Annotated in this window: 18 protein-coding genes; 5 read left to right on the top strand and 13 right to left on the bottom strand. The window is 74.3% G+C overall.

The genetic code is table 11. The annotated features are described in order from the left end of the window. Nucleotides 1-53: 53 nt before the first annotated feature. From K1T35_RS30020 to K1T35_RS30040, 5 genes are read right to left on the bottom strand one after another with little or no spacing between them, the layout of a single operon-like run. The gene (locus K1T35_RS30020) at nucleotides 54-1232 is read right to left on the bottom strand and encodes a M20/M25/M40 family metallo-hydrolase (RefSeq protein WP_255620891.1); all 1179 of its coding nucleotides are present in this window, start codon (nucleotides 1230-1232) and stop codon (nucleotides 54-56) included. Then, the gene (locus K1T35_RS30025) at nucleotides 1229-2233 is read right to left on the bottom strand and encodes a ketopantoate reductase family protein (protein ID WP_220255160.1); all 1005 of its coding nucleotides are present in this window, start codon (nucleotides 2231-2233) and stop codon (nucleotides 1229-1231) included. Before K1T35_RS30025 ends, K1T35_RS30020 begins: the two co-directional genes overlap by 4 nt. Next, on the bottom strand, nucleotides 2230-2991 hold the full coding sequence (locus K1T35_RS30030; RefSeq protein WP_220255161.1) for an SDR family NAD(P)-dependent oxidoreductase: 762 nt from the start codon (nucleotides 2989-2991) through the stop codon (nucleotides 2230-2232). Before K1T35_RS30030 ends, K1T35_RS30025 begins: the two co-directional genes overlap by 4 nt. Next, nucleotides 2988-4280, bottom strand: coding sequence for an MFS transporter (locus K1T35_RS30035; protein ID WP_220255162.1), 1293 nt, complete (start codon nucleotides 4278-4280; stop codon nucleotides 2988-2990). Before K1T35_RS30035 ends, K1T35_RS30030 begins: the two co-directional genes overlap by 4 nt. Then, nucleotides 4277-5176: a polysaccharide deacetylase gene (locus K1T35_RS30040; protein ID WP_220255163.1), complete on the bottom strand. Its 900-nt coding sequence runs from the start codon at nucleotides 5174-5176 to the stop codon at nucleotides 4277-4279. Before K1T35_RS30040 ends, K1T35_RS30035 begins: the two co-directional genes overlap by 4 nt. A 113-nt stretch (nucleotides 5177-5289) precedes the next feature. Here K1T35_RS30040 and K1T35_RS30045 point away from each other — a divergent pair, with 113 nt between their 5' ends. Beyond that, nucleotides 5290-6102, top strand: a complete 813-nt coding sequence (locus tag K1T35_RS30045) for an SDR family NAD(P)-dependent oxidoreductase (protein WP_220255164.1) — start codon at nucleotides 5290-5292, stop codon at nucleotides 6100-6102. A gap of 43 nt (nucleotides 6103-6145) precedes the next feature. On the opposite strand, the gene nadC is transcribed toward K1T35_RS30045, so the two are convergent. Genes nadC through nadA form a run of 3 tightly spaced genes read right to left on the bottom strand, consistent with a single transcriptional unit; the run spans nucleotide 6146 to nucleotide 9596 of the window. Further along, nucleotides 6146-7006, bottom strand: coding sequence for a carboxylating nicotinate-nucleotide diphosphorylase (gene nadC, locus K1T35_RS30050; protein WP_220255165.1), 861 nt, complete (start codon nucleotides 7004-7006; stop codon nucleotides 6146-6148). Next, on the bottom strand, nucleotides 7003-8592 hold the full coding sequence (locus tag K1T35_RS30055; protein ID WP_220255166.1) for an L-aspartate oxidase: 1590 nt from the start codon (nucleotides 8590-8592) through the stop codon (nucleotides 7003-7005). Before K1T35_RS30055 ends, nadC begins: the two co-directional genes overlap by 4 nt. Then, nucleotides 8589-9596 (bottom strand): quinolinate synthase NadA, encoded by a 1008-nt coding sequence (nadA, locus tag K1T35_RS30060; RefSeq protein ID WP_220255167.1) that lies wholly within the window; start codon nucleotides 9594-9596, stop codon nucleotides 8589-8591. The genes K1T35_RS30055 and nadA overlap by 4 nt, the downstream gene beginning before the upstream one ends. 150 nt (nucleotides 9597-9746) lie before the next feature. Here nadA and K1T35_RS30065 point away from each other — a divergent pair, with 150 nt between their 5' ends. Beyond that, complete coding sequence (locus tag K1T35_RS30065; protein ID WP_220255168.1) at nucleotides 9747-10445, top strand: NUDIX domain-containing protein; 699 nt, start codon at nucleotides 9747-9749, stop codon at nucleotides 10443-10445. Between the two features lie 4 nt (nucleotides 10446-10449). Continuing rightward, nucleotides 10450-11133 carry an LON peptidase substrate-binding domain-containing protein gene (locus K1T35_RS30070; protein WP_220255169.1) on the top strand — a complete coding sequence of 228 codons (684 nt, stop codon included), beginning with the start codon at nucleotides 10450-10452 and terminating at the stop codon, nucleotides 11131-11133. A gap of 13 nt (nucleotides 11134-11146) precedes the next feature. Here K1T35_RS30070 and K1T35_RS30075 read toward each other — a convergent pair whose 3' ends face one another. Beyond that, entirely contained in the window at nucleotides 11147-12136 is a 990-nt protein-coding gene (locus K1T35_RS30075) for a DMT family transporter (RefSeq protein WP_220255170.1), read from the bottom strand. A gap of 26 nt (nucleotides 12137-12162) precedes the next feature. On the opposite strand from K1T35_RS30075, the gene K1T35_RS30080 reads away from it, so the two are divergent. Beyond that, entirely contained in the window at nucleotides 12163-12687 is a 525-nt protein-coding gene (locus K1T35_RS30080) for a CGNR zinc finger domain-containing protein (protein ID WP_220255171.1), read from the top strand. A gap of 76 nt (nucleotides 12688-12763) precedes the next feature. Next, nucleotides 12764-13396, top strand: coding sequence for a bifunctional 2-polyprenyl-6-hydroxyphenol methylase/3-demethylubiquinol 3-O-methyltransferase UbiG (locus K1T35_RS30085; RefSeq protein WP_220255172.1), 633 nt, complete (start codon nucleotides 12764-12766; stop codon nucleotides 13394-13396). Nucleotides 13397-13421: 25 nt separating this feature from the next. Here the strand turns inward: K1T35_RS30085 and K1T35_RS49135 are convergent, their stop codons facing one another. Genes K1T35_RS49135 through K1T35_RS30100 form a run of 4 tightly spaced genes read right to left on the bottom strand, consistent with a single transcriptional unit; the run spans nucleotide 13422 to nucleotide 16450 of the window. Next, the gene (locus K1T35_RS49135; RefSeq protein WP_255620896.1) at nucleotides 13422-13601 is read right to left on the bottom strand and encodes a hypothetical protein; all 180 of its coding nucleotides are present in this window, start codon (nucleotides 13599-13601) and stop codon (nucleotides 13422-13424) included. A 7-nt stretch (nucleotides 13602-13608) separates the two neighbouring features. Continuing rightward, nucleotides 13609-14634 carry a biotin synthase BioB gene (gene bioB, locus K1T35_RS30090; protein WP_220255173.1) on the bottom strand — a complete coding sequence of 342 codons (1026 nt, stop codon included), beginning with the start codon at nucleotides 14632-14634 and terminating at the stop codon, nucleotides 13609-13611. Continuing rightward, nucleotides 14613-15305: a dethiobiotin synthase gene (gene bioD, locus K1T35_RS30095; RefSeq protein WP_220255174.1), complete on the bottom strand. Its 693-nt coding sequence runs from the start codon at nucleotides 15303-15305 to the stop codon at nucleotides 14613-14615. Before bioD ends, bioB begins: the two co-directional genes overlap by 22 nt. Continuing rightward, nucleotides 15302-16450: an 8-amino-7-oxononanoate synthase gene (locus K1T35_RS30100; RefSeq protein ID WP_220255175.1), complete on the bottom strand. Its 1149-nt coding sequence runs from the start codon at nucleotides 16448-16450 to the stop codon at nucleotides 15302-15304. The genes bioD and K1T35_RS30100 overlap by 4 nt, the downstream gene beginning before the upstream one ends. Between the last annotated feature and the right edge of the window lie 20 nt (nucleotides 16451-16470).

The raw sequence follows: 16470 nt of genomic DNA on the forward strand, positions 1-16470 counted from the left end.
AGCTGGGAGGGGTCCCCGGCTCAGTCGCGTGCAGAGGCGTGCCATTCGGGCCGTCAGGCGGCGAACGCCGCCATCACCCCGGCCGCGACGGCCGCACGCTCCACCATTCCGTCGACGCTGACGTGCTCGTGCCTGGCGTGCGCCCCACCGCCCACGGCACCGAGCCCGTCGAGCACCGGAAGGCCGAGGGCAGCGGCGAAGTTGCCGTCGCTCGCCCCGCCGACCGCCATCTCGGGCAGGTCCACGCCGAGCCGGGCAGCCGCCGACCGGGCGAGGGCGTACATCGCCGCGATCGGTGCGCTGCGCTCCATCGCCGGCCGGTTCCAGCCGCCGGTGACCGTGATCGCGGCGCGCGGGTCGTGCGCGTGCAGGCCTGCGAGCAGCGCGTCGATCCGGTCCTGCGCGGAGAGGGACGGGACGCGCACGTCGATCGACGCGGCGGCGGAACCTGCGACGACGTTGGGCCGGGTGCCTCCCCGCAGCACCCCTACGTTGACCGTCGTGCCCTCGGCGAGGTCGGTGGCCGCGTGCAGGGTGCGGACGGCGCGAGCGATCTCGTCGATCGCGCTCACGCCCGCGGCCGGGTCGAGCCCTGCGTGCGACTCGACCCCGCGCACGTGCACGTCGAACAGGCCGACGCCCTTGCGCGCGGTCTTCACCGCGCCGCCGCCTGCGCTGGCCTCGAACACCAGCACGGCCGCGGCGTCGGCGCACGCGGCCTCGATGATCGGCCGGGAGAACGGGCTGCCGATCTCCTCGTCCCCGGTGAGCACGAGCCGCAGCGGCGGGTGCGGCACGCCGGCCGCGCGCAGGGTCCGGATCGCCCAGACGGCCTGCACGAGCCCGGCCTTCATGTCGAACACGCCCGGTCCGCTGACGACGTCCCCGTCCACCCGGACGGGCCACGCGTCCAGCGTGCCGGCGCTCCACACGGTGTCGTAGTGCGCGAGCAGCGTGAGGCGGGCGCCGGCGCCGTCGTAGTCCAGTACGGCGACGTCCCCGTGCGCGGTGGCCTCGTGGTGGGTCCGCGCCGCCGGTGCGCCGAGCCGGTCGGTCAGCCACGCCTCCAGGTACGCGAGGCCCTTGGCGAGCAGCACCGGGTCGTCGCTCGGGGTCTCCCGCTCGACGTAGGAGACGAGGTCGGTGACCATCTCGGCGCGGTGGGCGGCGAGCAGCCGGTGCAGCGCCGCGACATCCACCACGTCCAGCACCGACGGGGCGGGCACGGTCATCGAAGGGCTCCCGCGAGGTCGGCGATGCGCCGCTCCGACATGGCCGCGCCGGCCTCCAGCTCGGCGATCTGTTCGACGAGGCGCTCGAGGCCCGGCACCGCGATTCCCCGCTGAGCCGCGCGGTCGAGCACCGGCCGGTAATGCGTGGGCACCTCGGTGGGCCGGTGCCGCACAGCCAGGTCGCGCCAGATACCGCTCCGGTCCTTGGCCTGCGTGCGCAGCCATGCGACCAGCGCGTCGGTGGCGGCGTCGGCCGCGGCCGGGTCGCGACCGGTGTACGGGGCGGGGTCGAACGCGTCGAAGGGCTCGAGGGCGATCCCCTCCGCACCTGCCACCGCGTAGACCTCCCCTGCCAACGCGTGCATGACGCCGCGGTGCTTGTCGATCAGCTCGGCCATCGGCGCGTCGGCGAGGGCGGTGGCGACCAGCATCGCGCCGAACCCGAGCTTCGACCACAGGTACCCGGAGACGTTCCCGGTGGCGCGAGCGGGCCCCCATGACTGCAGGTCGGCGACGAGCTCGCGCACCCGCGGCGAACCACTCCCGTCCAATTCACCGACGACCAGCGCGCCCAGCCCGCCGTCGCGGATCTCCCCCGGCGCCACGACGTCGGCGAACAGGTTGACGAAGGCGCCCACGGTGCGCTCGGTCCCGACCCGGGCGGCGATCGCCTGCTCGTTCAGCCCGTTCTGCAGCGAGACGACGTATCCGCCGGGCGCGAGGCGTGGCGCGATCCAGTCCAGCGCGCGGTCGGTGGCCTGCGCCTTGACGGCGAGCAGGACACGTTCGACGCGCTCGGGCCCCGGCTCGTCGGGCGTGAGCGCGGCGGCCACCGGCACGGCGGTGCGCTCGTCACCCCGGCGCACGACGATCCCGTGCTCGCGGATCGCGCGGACGTGTTCGGCGTCGGCGTCGACCACGGTGACCCCGTGCCCGGCGCGGGCGAGGTGGTGGCCGAGCGTGCCGCCGATGGCCCCGGCCCCGACGATCACGTAGCTCACGAGAGACCCTCCTGCAGAACGGTCGTGGTCGGGTGGTGGATCGGCAGGGCGGTGGTGCCCGCGGTCGCGCCGCCGTCCACCCGCAGCACCGCGCCGGTGACGAACGCCGCCTCGGCGCTCGCGAGCCAGACCACGGCGGCGGCGATCTCGTCGGCCTGCCCCGGCCGCCCGAGCGGGTTGACCGCCACGGTGGCCGCGTACTCCGGCGTGACGGGGTTGACCGGGCTGGCGACCTCGACGAACCCCGGTGCCACCGCGTTGACCCGCACGCCCTGCGCGGCGAGCTCCACGGCGCAGGACTTCGTGGCCATCTCCAGCGCCGCCTTCGACGTGCAGTAGTGCGCCGCCCCTGGCCGGGCACGTGTAGCGGCGCCGGAACTGATGTTGACGACGGCCGCCGGCCGTCCGGAACGGGCGACGGCGAGCGTGAGCAGCACGGGGGCGCGGACGTTCACGTTCTGCACCCGGTCCCACACTGCCGCGGTCATGTCGGCGAGCGGGGTCGCCGGGTAGATACCCGCCGCGTTGACGAGCACGTCGACCGGTCCGGCCACGGCCACCGCCCGCTCGACGACCTCGCCGCAGCCCGGGTCGGCCAGGTCGGCGACGAGCGCGCGGGCACCGATACGGGCCATCTCCGCGTTCAGCTCGGGGCCGCGGGCATCGACTCCGGTGACCGCGTCGCCGCGCGCGGCGAACTCCTCCGCGGCGGCGAGCCCGATGCCGCCCGCAGCGCCGGTGACCAGCACGTGCCTCATACCAGCTCGGTCCCCTTGGTCTCGGGCATCGTCGCGTAGACGGCCACGCCGATCAGGGCGGCGACGGCCACGTACAGCCATACGTAGCCGCCGAGCCCGTTCGCGCTCATCCACGTGGTGATGTACGGGGCGGTGCCGCCGAAGATCGCCACCGCGAGCGCGTAGGGCAGCCCGATGCCGGTGCTGCGCACCTCGGCGGGGAACTGCTCCGCCATCACCACGGCGCAGTTGGCCGAGTAACCGGCGATCAGGGTGACGCCGATCAGCTCCACCACCAGCAGTGCCCAGAACCCGCCGACGAAGAGCAGCTGGAACAACGGCCAGGACAGCACGACGAACCCGATCGCGAACGCGAGCAGTGTGGGTTTGCGCCCGTAGCGGTCCGACAGCAGGGCCACGAACGGCAGCAGGCACAGGAAGTACGCGATCGCGAGGGTGTTGGCGAGCAGCGCCTGCTGGATCGGGATGCCGATCGCCTTGCTGGCGTAGCCGGGCATGTAGCTGATCCACACGTAGTAGGTCAGGGTGCCCGCGATCGTGATGCCGACGACGCGCAGCGCGGCGACGGGGTGCTCGGTGAGCATCCCGACGATCGGGTGCCTGCCGCGGGTGCGGCCATCGCCGCTGGCCCGCCGGAAGCTCTCGGTCTCCTCGACGCTCACCCGCAGCCACAGCCCGACCAGGCCGAGCAGACCGCCGATCCCGAACGCGATCCGCCAGCCCCACGCCTGCATCGCGGGCTCGCTGAGCGTGGAGGTGAGCACGAAGCCCATGAACGACGCGATGAGCGCACCCGCTCCGACCGACACCTGCTGCCATGAGCCCGCAAAAGCCCGCCGTCGGGGAGCGGCCGACTCCACGAGGAACGACGAGGACGAGCCGAACTCCCCGCCCGCGGAGAACCCCTGCACGAGCCGGGCGAGCAGCAGGATCAGCGGCGCCGCGATGCCGATCGCGGCGTAGGTCGGGGTGATCGCGATGACGAACGCCGCCCCGGCCATCAGGCTGATCGTGAGCATCAGCCCCTTCTTGCGGCCGTGCCGGTCGGCGTACGCGCCGAGCACGGCACCGCCGATGGGGCGCATGACGAACCCGACGGCGAACACGGCGAGGGTCGACAGCAGTGCGGCCGTCTCGTCGCCCGGCGCGAAGAACTGACCGGCGAAGACCGGCGCGAGGGTGGCGTAGACGGCCCAGTCCACCCACTCGACGGTGTTGCCGATCGAGCCGGCCACGATCGCCTTGCGCTGAGCCGGAGTGAGCCGGGTGCCGATGGCGGTCTCGGTCATGATCGGTTCTCCTGGTCGAGCATGTCGGCGGCCAGCGCCGCGATCTCGGCGTGGGTGGCGAACCAGACGCCCGAGTGGCCCGCGATGTGCCCGATCAGGTCGCGCAGCACGACGAGGCGGGATCGGTGGCCGATGACGTGCGGGTGCAGGGTGAGCTGGAAGAGCCCGCCCTCGGCGTGGGCGGCGTCGAACTCGTCGCGCCAGATCTCGAACAGCGCCCGCGGCGAGGTGTAGGGCCGCAGCCCGGTGTAGCGGTCCATCGTCAGGTACGGGGCGTCGTCGCGGATCCACTCGACCGGGATCTCGACGACGCCGGTGCGGCGGCCGTCGGCGAGCAGCTCGTACGGCTCGTCGTCGGCCATGAGCGACGAGTCGTAGCGCAGCCCGAGCTGCTCGATGATCGAGAGGGTGTTGTCGGAGAAGTCCCAGCTCGGGGTGCGGATGCCGACCGGGCGGGTGCCGGAGAGCTTCTCCAGGACGTCGATAGCGCGGCCGGTGAGGTCGAGCTCGTCGGCGCGCTCGAGCAGCATGTTGCGCTCGTGGATCCAGCCGTGGACGGCCACCTCGTGCCCGCCCGCGGCGTAGGACTCCACCTCGCCGGGGTGCAACAGCGCCGACACCGCGGGCATGAAGAAGCTGGCGCGAACCCCGTGCTCAGCGAGCAGCGCGAGAATCTTGGGCGCCGCCACCCGCGAGCCGTACTCGCCCTGCGCGAGCTTGCCCGGGCGGGTCTCGGCGTCGCGGAGCGGGATCGTCTCGTGATCGGAGTCGAACGAGAGCGCGACGGCGACGCGCGAGCCTCCCGGCCAGCTCGGAGGCACGAGCCGCCGCCCGGCCCGTACCCGGTGCACGTGGCCTCGCCAGGTGGGCTCGTCCCACTGCCACGGTTCGCTCATGCCGCTCCCTCGTCCGACCCGAGTTGATCCGCACGTGGCCGCCACTATTTGCCAATGGCAACGAGGCCGCAATCCCGAGGCGTCCCGACGCCGCGATCTGCGAGAGTGCGGCCATGGTGATCACTAGTTCCGGATCCCAGCATGTCGCCCTCGTCACCGGCGCCAACCAGGGCATCGGTGCCGCCACCGCCATCGCACTCGGCCGCAGGGGCACCGCGGTGCTCGTGGCCTACTTCCGTCCCGGCGACGACGAGGGCCAGCCCGCCGAGTACAACCGCCTGCGCCGCGGCGACGCCGCCGACGTCGTCGCGGAGATCGAGCGGGCAGGCGGCCGGGCCTACGCGGTCGAGGCCGACCTGCGCGACCCGGCAAGCCCTGCCCTGCTGTTCGACGCCGCCGAGGAGCGGCTCGGGCCGGTGGACATCCTGGTCAACAACGCGAGCGGCTGGGTGCAGGACACGTTCAAGCCCGCCGAGATCGACCGGTTCGGCCGGCCGATGCGGCAGGTCACGGCGGAGACGTTCCAGCGGCAGTTCGCCGTCGACGCGATGGCGCCCGCGCTCCTGATCGCGGAGTTCGCGCGCCGCCACCGCGCCCGCGGCGGCACGTGGGGCCGGATCGTCGGGCTCACCTCGGGCGGGCAGCACGGCTTCCCCGACGAGGTGTCCTATGGCGCGGCCAAGGCGGCGCAGGAGAACTACACGATGTCCGCCTCGGTGGAGCTCGCACCCCACGGCGTGACCGCCAACATCGTCTACCCGCCGGTCACCGACACCGGGTGGGTCAACGACGAGGTGCGCGCGGGCGTGGAGGCGAGCACGGAGCACACCCACGTCGCCACGCCGGACGAGGTGGCCGAGGTGATCGCGTGGGTGGTGTCGGAGGAGGCCCGCCTGGTCAACGGCAGCATCGTGCGCCTGCGCTGACCAGGTCGTGAGTGGATACGCGCGCTATAGCGCGCGTATCCACTCACGAGGACCGGAGGTCCAGGCCCAGGTCGAGCGCCTGCACGGAGTGGGTGAGCGCGCCCACCGACAGGTAGTCGGCGCCGGTCTCGGCGTAGGCCCGCGCGTTGGCCAGCACCAGCCCGCCGGACGACTCCAGCTTCGTGGGCCGATCGCCCCGCCGCCGGACGGCCTCACGGGTGCGCTCGACGTCGAAGTTGTCCAGCAGCACCAGCTCCGCCTCGAGGGCGAGCACCTCGTCGAACTGGTCGAGGGTGTCGACCTCCACCTCGTACGGGAGGTCGGGCGCCGCGGCCCGGGCGGCGGCGAGCGCGGCGCCCACCGAGCCTGCGGCCGCGACGTGGTTGTCCTTGATCAGGACGGCGTCGCCCAGCCCGAGCCGGTGGTTCACCCCGCCGCCGCAGCGCACCGCGTACTTCTCCAGCAGCCGCAGCCCGGGCAATGTCTTACGGGTGTCGCGGATGCGGGCGCTGGTGCCGGTCACGGCATCGACCCAGGCCGCGGTGGCCGTGGCAACGCCGGACAGGTGGCAGAGCAGGTTGAGCGCGGTGCGCTCGGCGGTGAGCAGCCCGCGCACCGGGGCCCGGACGGTCAGGGCGGACTCGCCCGCGGCGAGCCGGTCGCCGTCGGCACGGGCCTCCAGGACCTCGTAGTCGCCGACGACCTCGTCCAGCACGGCGCGCACCGCGGGCAACCCGGCCAGCACACCCGGCTCGCGCGCGGCGAACGCGGCCACGGCCACGGCATCGGCGGGCACGGTCGCCGCGGTCGTGGCGTCCGGGCCGTAGCGCAGGTCCTCCTCGAGGGCGGTCGCGACGACCCGCCGCAGGTCGGCGAGGTCGGGCCCCAGCAGCGTGCCGGTCATGCCGCCACCGCCGTCCCGGCCTGGACGACCGGCCGACCGTCGGCGTCGAGCGTCAGCACGAGGCTCGCGCGCTGCCACTGATCGTCCCGGTCGGGGAAGTCGGTGCGCACGTGGCAGCCGCGGCTCTCCGTGCGGGTGCCGGCCGCGGCGAGCACGGCCTGCGCGAGCACGGTGAGCGCGGCGTCCTCCACGCCCGCCCGGTCCGCCGGGACGCCCACCGCGGTCGCCTCCTCGATCCGGTCGGACGCGGCGGCAAGGCCTGCGGCGTCCCGGCCGATGCCGGCCGCGGCCGTCATCGCCTGCTGCACGACCGCGCGCGGGGCGAGCGGGGCCGCCGGCGACGCGACGAGACATTCGCCGGGCGCGGGCCGCACAGCCGCCCGGTCGGCGGCCACCGCCCGCGCTGCCCGGGCCCCGACCACCAGCCCTTCCAGCAGCGAGTTGGACGCGAGCCGGTTGGCGCCGTGCAGGCCGGTGCGCGCGACCTCGCCTGCGGCGTAGAGCCCCGGGACGGACGTGCGCCCGTGCAGGTCGGTGACCACGCCGCCGCAGGCGTAATGCGCGGCCGGGGTGACGGGGATGGGCTCGCGGACCGGGTCGATCCCGGCGGCCCGGCACGCGGCGTGGACCGTCGGGAACCGCCGGGCGAAGTCCGGGATCGCCGTGGCGTCCAGGTGCACGCAGTCGGCGCCGGTGGCGGCGAGCGTGCGGGTGATCGCCGCGGCCACGACGTCGCGCGGGGCGAGGTCGGCGAGCGGGTGCAGGTCGGTCATGAACCGCCGGCCCGCGCGGTCGAGCAGCACCGCGCCCTCACCGCGCACGGCCTCGGTGACGAGCGGCCGCCTGCCCACCGCCGGCCCGGTGTAGAGGACGGTGGGGTGGAACTGCACGAACTCCAGGTCAGCCACCGTTGCGCCGGCCCGCAACGCGAGCGCAAGGCCGTCGCCGGTGGCCGTGGCCGGGTTGGTGGTGCTCGCGTACAGCTGGCCGTAGCCGCCGCTCGCCAGCAGCACCGCGGGCGCGCGCAGCATCCCGGGTCGGCCGGCGTCGTCGAGCACGGCGAGCCCGCTGACCGTGCCGCGTTCGTCGCGCAGCGCGTCGACGGCGACGTGGCCTGCGAGCAGCGGGAGCCGCCGGTCGGTCGCGGCGGCCACCAGTGCGCGCTCGACCTCGGCTCCGGTGGCGTCGCCGCCCGCGTGCACCACGCGGAACGCCGAGTGCCCGCCCTCGCGGGTGCGGGCCAGCCGTCCGTCCGCACCGGGATCGAAGGTCGCACCCCGCGCCCGCAACCGGGCCACGGCGGCCGGGCCGTCGGTGAGGATCTCCGTGACGGCGGTGAGGTCGGAGAGGCCGGCCCCGGCGACGAGCGTGTCGGCGACGTGCGCCTCGACGCTGTCCCCTGGCACGTCCCCCAGCACCACGGCGACCCCGCCCTGCGCGTAGCGGGTGGACCCGGCGTCGGCGGCGTCCTTGGTCACGACGACGACGCGCAGGCCGAGCTCGGCGGCGTCCAGCGCGGCGGTGAGACCGGCGACCCCGGACCCGACGACCACCAGATCCGCCTCGGCCTCCCAGTGCGCGGTCATTCGCCACCCCCCGGCTTCCCGATCTCGATCATTCGCCGCACGGCGGCACGGCCGCGCGCGGCGAGCTCGGGGTCGACGTGCACCTCGTCGCGGCCCTCGCGCAGCGCCCGCAGCAGCTTCTCGGGGGTGATCATCTTCATGAAGCGGCAGGAAGCGCGGTCGTTCACGGCGCGGAAGTCGATCTCGGGCGCGGCCTTGCGCAGCTGGTGCAGCATGCCGACCTCGGTCGCCACCAGCACCGACTTCGCGTGCGATGTGCGTGCGGCGTCGAGCATCCCGCCCGTAGAGAGGATCTTGACCCGGTCCGCGGGCACCGCGCCCGTCCCGGCGAGGTAGAGCGCGGAGGTGGCGCAGCCGCACTCCGGGTGCACGAAGAGCTCGGCGTCGGGGTTCGCCTTGGCCTTCGCGGTGAGGGTGGCGCCGTTGATACCGGCGTGCACGTGGCACTCCCCCGCCCAGACGTGCATGTTTTCCCGCTGAAGGACGCGGCGGACGTGCGCGCCGAGGAATTGGTCGGGAAGGAACAGCACCTCCTTCTCGGCCGGGATCGAGGCCACCACCTCGACGGCGTTCGAGGAGGTGCAGCAGATGTCGGTCTCGGCCTTCACCGCGGCCGTCGTGTTGACGTAGCTGACGACCACCGCGTCCGGGTGCTCCGCCTTCCAGGAGCGCAGCTGATCGGCCGTGATCGAGTCGGCCAGCGAGCATCCCGCGGCGGCGTCCGGGATCAGCACCGTCTTGTCCGGGCTGAGGATCTTCGCGGTCTCGGCCATGAAGTGCACGCCGCAGAACACGATCGTCGACGCGTCGGACTCGGCCGCGATCCGGGATAGCGCGAGGGAATCGCCGGTGTGGTCGGCGACGTCCTGGATCTCCGGCAGCTGGTAGTTGTGCGCCAGCACCACGGCGTCGCGGCGGCGGGCGAGGGCACGCACCTCGTCGGCCCATCCAGTTTCGAGCGACCCGCCGAGTTGGGGCTCGGCGATCGTCGGGCTTGCGGTCATGACCCCTCCCAGTTTTCGACTGTCAGTCGGAAACAGGAGCGATACTAACAGCGGGATCGCCGCGGTGCCCCCTCCTCGTGACCGGGGCCTCACCGGGACGCAATCTGGCGTTCACGGCGGGGACGGAAGCAGACGCCCTACGATCCGTTCATGACGCGCCCGACCGAGCACGAGGTGCTCGCCGCGGTGCTCCAGATCCGCTGCGGGTCGCTCCAGGTGCTCGCCTGGCAGCGCGCGCTGCCCCCCGACGCCGGCCGCTGGGCCCTGCCGGGCGGCCTGCTCGGCGACGACGAGGACGTCGAGCGGTCGGTCCGCCGCCAGCTCGCGGAGAAGGTCGACCTGCGCGAGGTCACCCACGTCGAGCAGCTCGGGGTGTTCAGCCGGCCGGGCCGGGTGCCGGACGTCCGGCGGGTCGCCACCGCGTTCCTCGGGCTCGTGCGGTCCGACGCCGATCCGGCGGTGCCGCCGGACACGCACTGGCATCCCCTCGCGGCGCTACCGCCGACCGCGTTCGACCATGCCGAGATCATCGCGGCCGCCCGCGACCGGCTGCGCGCGAAGCTCTCCTACACCAACCTCGGGTTCGCGCTCGCTCCCCGCGAGTTCACGATCTCCGCCCTGCGCGACCTGTACGCCGCCGCGCTCGGGCACCCGGTGTCGGCCACCAACCTGCAACGCGTGCTGACCAGGCGCCAGGTCCTCGAACCGACCGGTGAGGTCGCCCCGCCCGGGCCCGTGGGCGGCAGGCCCGCGGCGCTCTTCCGGTTCACCGACCGCACCCTGCGCGTGACCGACGCATTCGCCGTGCTGCGACCGCCCAGCGAAGCAACCCGCGGAGTCGTACCGTAACGACGTGGCCGAGACGCTCCCACTGTTCCCGCTGGGCACGGTGTTACTGCCCGGAGCCACGCTGCCGCTGCACGTCTTCGAGCCCCGTTACCGTCAGCTCACGCTCGACCTCGTCACGGGCGCTGTGCCCGACCGCGAGTTCGGCGTCGTCGCCGTCCGGGAGGGCTGGGCACCCGACGACGACGGCATCGCCGGGCTGCACACCATCGGCTGCACCGCGGTGCTGCGCGACGTCGAGCGGCTGCCCGACGGCCGCTTCGACCTCGTCACCCACGGCGCCCGCCGGTTCCGCCTGCTCGATATGGACGCCGACTCGAAGCCGTACCTGATGGGCTCCGTCGAGCACCTCCCCGACGACCCATCGGACGACGCGGCCGTCGGCGAGCTCACCCGCATCCTGTCCACCGCCGCCCGCGCCGCGCACCGCCGCTACTGCACCACCGCATGGAAGGCGGGCGAGTGGGCAGAGCCGGAACCCGATGTCGAACCGGGCGCTCTCCCGCACGTCCTCGCCGCCGACTGCCTGCTGCCGGTCAGCGACCGCCAGCGCCTGCTCGAGCTGACCTCCCCCGTGGAGCGGCTGCGGCTGGTACGCGTGTTGCTGGCCCGCGAGGCCAGCCTGCTCGCCGAGCTCCACGCCGTCCCCGCACCGATCACGACGTACGCGGTGGACCACAGCGTCAACTGAGACGCGGTGGTCGTCACCGCGCCTCCGTCGCCAGCGCGCCCACGGCAGGGGCCGCGGTCGATGCCGGTCGGCGATCAGCGCGGCGGACGATCGCGACCTGCGCCAGCGCCACCCCGCCGAGCATCACCGCGCCGCCCAGGATCTGGGCCGCCGCGAGCCCCTCCCCGAGGACCAGGTAGGCCAGCCCGGCACCCACCACCACCTCCAGGGTCAGCACCAGGCTCGCCGCCGTCGGCGGCAGCAGCCGCTGCGCGGCCACCGCGAGCAGCACACCCCCGGCCGTGCCGACCAGCCCGACCCACGCCACCAGCAGCGCGACCGGTACGGCGACGCCGTTCAGGTCCACGTCCCGCAGGAGCGCGTCGAGCGGGAAGGGTGCGATCGCCCCCGTCAGGAGGAGGGTGCCGGCGCTCACCGTCGTGCCCCACGCCGCCAGCACCAGCGGGTCGTGCCGGCGCAGCCCTCGATCGGCCAGCACGAACCGGGACGCCATGGTCACCGCGGCCAGCAACCCCAGCACGAAACCGGCCCCATCCAGCGCGAACCCCGCCCACGCGCGCCCCACCAGCCCGAGCCCGAGCAGCGTGGCCGCGATGCCGCCCCACACCAGGCCCGACACCGGCTCCCGCCGCACGAACCGCACCCACAGCGCCACCAGCACCGGAGCCAGGTACTCCAGCAGCAGCGCCACCCCGACCGAGAGCCGCGACAACGACATCATGAACACCACCTGGTTGGCCGCCAGGCTGATCACGCCGTAGGCGCCGACCAGCCACCAGTCGCGCCGCGCGACCCGCAGCCGACCGCGGCGCACCACCACCGCGACGACCATCAGCGCGGCGGCAGCGACCAGCAACCGCGCCTGGACCACGTTCACCGCCGGCATCCCGGTGGCCCCAAGCGCCTTCATCGCCGCCGCCGCGCTCCCCATCGCCAGCGCGGCACCGAGCGCCAACCACAAGCCCACGAATCGACCGGTCGAGCGCTGCACGCTGGTGTTCACGGAACCCAGCCTGCTGTAATGCCCTAGTGCAATTCAACCCTTACGGTGGCACCGCGGCACAGCTCGCGGTCGCCCTCGTCAACGCCGGTCCCGCGGCGCCGCCGGACGCCCTCGACGAGGTACTGGCGACCTACGACTACCGGCCGGCGGACGAGGTCGACCTCGCCGAGGCCCGGGAACTGACGCGCTGGGCGGACCGGCTGCGCGACGTCTTCGCCGAGACCGATGTGACCCGGCGCGTCGACCTGGTCAACGAGCTCCTCGCCGCCGTCGCCGCCCCGCCCTACATCTCCCAGCACGACGGACGGGCCCCGCACTTCCACTACGCCGAGCACGACGCGCCCCTCGTGCACCGCGTCACGGCCTACACAGCGGGCGGCCTCGCCCACGCCCTCTGCGACGACCCCCACCGCATCGGCCGCTGCGACCGCCCCGGCTGCGGCACCGTCTTCGTCGACACATCCCGCAACGGCAGGCGCCGCTTCTGCAGCACCCGCTGCGCCAACAGCGCCCACGTCGCCGACCACCGCCGACGCCGCCAGGAGCGATGACCGGCGCTGTCGGTCGGTCCCCCGGCGTGCGGGCGGACACGCGACGCGGGCACGATGTACCCGGAGGTGATCACGAATGACTGCTCGACCGGCGTTCGACCGGGAGTTCTGGGAAGAGCGGTGGTCGCAGGTCCTGAGTGATCACGGGGAGCAGATCGCGCAGCGGCCCCCGAACACGCACCTCACCGGCGCGGTGGAGGGCCTGCGGCCCGGACGTGCGCTCGACGCGGGGTGCGGCCACGGATCCGACACGCTCTGGCTCGCCGGTCGCGGGTGGCGGGTCACGGCCGTCGACTTCTCCGCGGCCGCCCTGGCACACGGCCGGTCGACCGCCGAATCGCTCGGTGCCGACATCGCCGAGCGCATCGACTGGGTCGAGGGCGACCTCGCCACCTGGGCCCCGCAGCCCGGCCGGTTCGACCTCGTGACGTGCCTCTACGTCCACATCGCGGGCTCGGTGGAGGAGATGGTGCGACGCATGGCGGCCGGGGTCGCGCCCGGCGGCACGCTCCTGCTGGTCGGCCACCGTCCGGTCGACCCGGCCACCGGGGCGCCCACGCCCGCGGCCGGCCAGGTGCAGGTCGACGTCGACACCACGGTCGCCGCGCTCGATCCCCACGGCTGGGAGTTCGCCGTCGCCGAGAACCGGCGACGGGTCCAGTCCGGCAGCGGCGTCGACGCCGTCATCTGCGCACGCCGGCTCGCCTGACGGCAGGTGGCGCACCCGGTAGGGCTCAGCGGCTGGCGCGCTCACCGTGCCGGCTGCAGCGCGCCGTCCAGCCCGTCGGCGTCACCTGCACAACCATGCGCCGCGCGCAGTCCGGGCAGAACCGCGGCGGCTCCAGCATCCGGCGGTCCGCGCAGCGTGCGTGAGCGCCTTCTGCCGCGGGCTTCCCGCACTGGTCGCAGAACATCGGTCCGCTAGATCGTCTCGCTCAGCGCCTTGATCGGCATCTGCAGCTCGCCGAGCAAATCGATGTCCGACTCCGCCGGGCGGCCGAGCGTGGTCAGGTAGTTGCCGACGATCACTGCGTTGATCCCGCCGAGCAGGCCCTGGCGCGCGCCAAGGTCGCCGAGCGTGATCTCCCGCCCGCCCGCGAACCGCAGCACGGTGCGCGGCAGCGCCAGCCGGAACGCCGCGACGGCGCGCAGCGCGTCGCGCGCGTCGAGGGGCTCCAGGTCGCCGAAGGGGGTGCCCGGGCGCGGGTTGAGGAAGTTGAGCGGGACCTCGTCCGGGGTGAGCGCCGCGAGCTGCCCGGCGAACTCGGCACGCTGCTCCATGCTCTCCCCCATCCCGAGGATGCCGCCGCAGCACACCTCCATCCCGGCCTCGCGCACCAGCGAGAGAGTCTCCCAGCGCTCCTCCCACGTGTGCGTGGTGACGACGTTCGGGAAGTGGGAGCGGGCGGTCTCCAGGTTGTGGTTGTAGCGGTGGACGCCCATCGCGGCGAGCTGGTCGACCTGCTCGGGCGTGAGCATGCCCAGCGAGCAGGCGATGTTGATGTCGACCTCGTCCTTGATCGCCGCGATGCCGGCGGCGACCTGTGCCATCAGCCGCTCGTTGGGCCCGCGGACGGCCGCGACGATGCAGAACTCCGTGGCCCCGGTCTTCGCCGTCTGCTTCGCCGCTTCCACCAGCGACGGGACGTCCAGCCATGCCGAGCGCACCGGCGAGTCGAACAGGCCCGACTGCGAGCAGAAGTGGCAGTCCTCGGGGCAGCCGCCGGTCTTCAGGGAGATGATCCCCTCGACCTCGACTTCCGGCCCGCACCAGCGCATCCGGACCTCGTGCGCCAGCTCCAGCAGCGGTTCGAGGGCCTCGTCGGGGAGTCGCAGGACGTCGAGCACCTGCTCCTCCGACAGGCCGACGCCCTCGTCGAGGACCTGGGACCGAATGGAGTCGAGGATGGCGAACTGCGTCGTCGTCACGCGTCGGGAGTCTGCCATCCGCCACCCAGTTCGGGCGCCAGACTGTGACGTGCGACGGCCGCGAACCTCGCCGGGTCCAGCGCGGCCGCGCCGACGGGGAGCGCGCCGAGCAGCGGGACGCCGCTGGTGGCGGGCAGGTCATCGAGGTTGCAGCGGGCCGCGAGGTCCGGCTCGGCCGGCCACGCGCCGACCACGACCCCCGGACAGGTCAGCCCGCGATGCCGCAGCGCCTCGACGGTGAGCTCGGTGGCGTTGAGCGTGCCCAGCCCGGCCGCGGCGACCACCAGCACCGGAGCCGCGAGCAGCGCGGCGACGTCGACGAGGGTGCCGTTGTCGGTCATCCGCACCAGCAGCCCACCGGCCCCCTCGACGAGCACCAGGTCGTGGTCCGCGGCGAGCGCGGTGGCCGCGTCGGCCGCCGCCCGCGGCGTGACCGGAGCCATCCCGGCGCGGCGGGCGGCGGTCGCGGGCGCGAGCGGCTCGGGATAGCGGGCGAGCTCGCGGCCGGTGATGCCGGGCACGAGCCGCTGGACGGTGGCGACGTCCCCGGGCTCGCCGTCCGCCACGCCGGTCTGGGCGGGCTTGAGCACGGCCACCCGCTCCCCCCGGGCGGCCGCGACCGCGGCGATAGCCGCCGTGACGATCGTCTTGCCGACCTCGGTGCCCGTGCCGGTGACAACAACGATCATGCGTTGGCCGGCGCGAGGACGTCGGCGAGCACCGAGCGGACGTGCGCGAGCTCGGCGTCGGTCACCGTGGCGCGCGCGGTGAGGCGCAGCCTGCTGGTGCCCTCGGGCACCGACGGCGGCCGGAAGCACCCGACGCGAAGGCCGCGCTCGGCGCACCGGCGGGCCGCGGCCACTGCGACGTCGGGCTCGCCGAGCACGACGGGCACCACCGCGGACGGCGGCGCGGGCACCCCGGCGGCCTCGGCCAGCGCGGCGGCCACGCGCAGCACGGCGCCCGGCCGCTCGGGCTCGCCGCTGAGCACGGCAAGTGCCGCCTGCGCGGCGCCAACGGCAGCCGGTGCGAGGCCGGTGTCGAAGATGAACGAGCGGGCGGTGTCGACCAGGTGCGCGGTGACCGCCGCCGGCCCGAGCACCGCACCGCCCTGCGCCCCGAGCGCCTTGGACAGCGTCACGGTCGCGACCACGTCGTCGGCGCCCGCCAGCGCCGCGGCGGCGAGCAGCCCGCGCCCGCCCGGGCCCACCACGCCGAGCCCGTGCGCCTCGTCCACGACGAGCAGCGCGCCCCGGCGGCGGCAGACCGCGTGCAGCTGCCGCAGCGGCGCCAGGCCGCCGTCCACGCTGTTCACGCTCTCGGTGACGACGAGCGCCCGCTCCTCGCTCCGCGCCGCGAGCACCGCGTCGATCGCGTCCGGGTCGTCGTGCGGGACCACGGCGACGCGTGCCCGGGAGAGCCGGCAGCCGTCGATGAGCGAGGCGTGGTTGGCCATGTCCGACACGACCAGCGCGTCCGGCCCGGCGAGCGCGGTGAGCACACCGAGGTTGGCGGCGTAGCCGGAGGAGAACACGAGCGCGGCCTCGGCCCCGCAGAACGCCGCGAGTTCCGCCTCCAGCTCGGCGTGCAGGGCGGTGGTGCCGGTGACGAGCCGGGAGCCGGTGGAGCCCGCACCCCAGGTCCGCGCCGCCCGCACCGCGCCCTCGACGACCCTCGGGTCGGTGGCGAGGCCGAGGTAGTCGTTGCCTGCGAGGTCGAGCAGCGGCTCACGCGGTGTCCTGGGCCGCAGCTCCCTGCGCAGCCCGGCGGCGCGGCGGTGGGCGGCGTGCGGTTCGAGCCAGGCGAGCGGGTGCGCGGGATCGGGGGACGTCACGAGCGCAGACGGTAACCCGC

This window comes from Pseudonocardia sp. DSM 110487, from assembly GCF_019468565.1.
In the GTDB taxonomy this organism is placed as follows: domain Bacteria; phylum Actinomycetota; class Actinomycetes; order Mycobacteriales; family Pseudonocardiaceae; genus Pseudonocardia.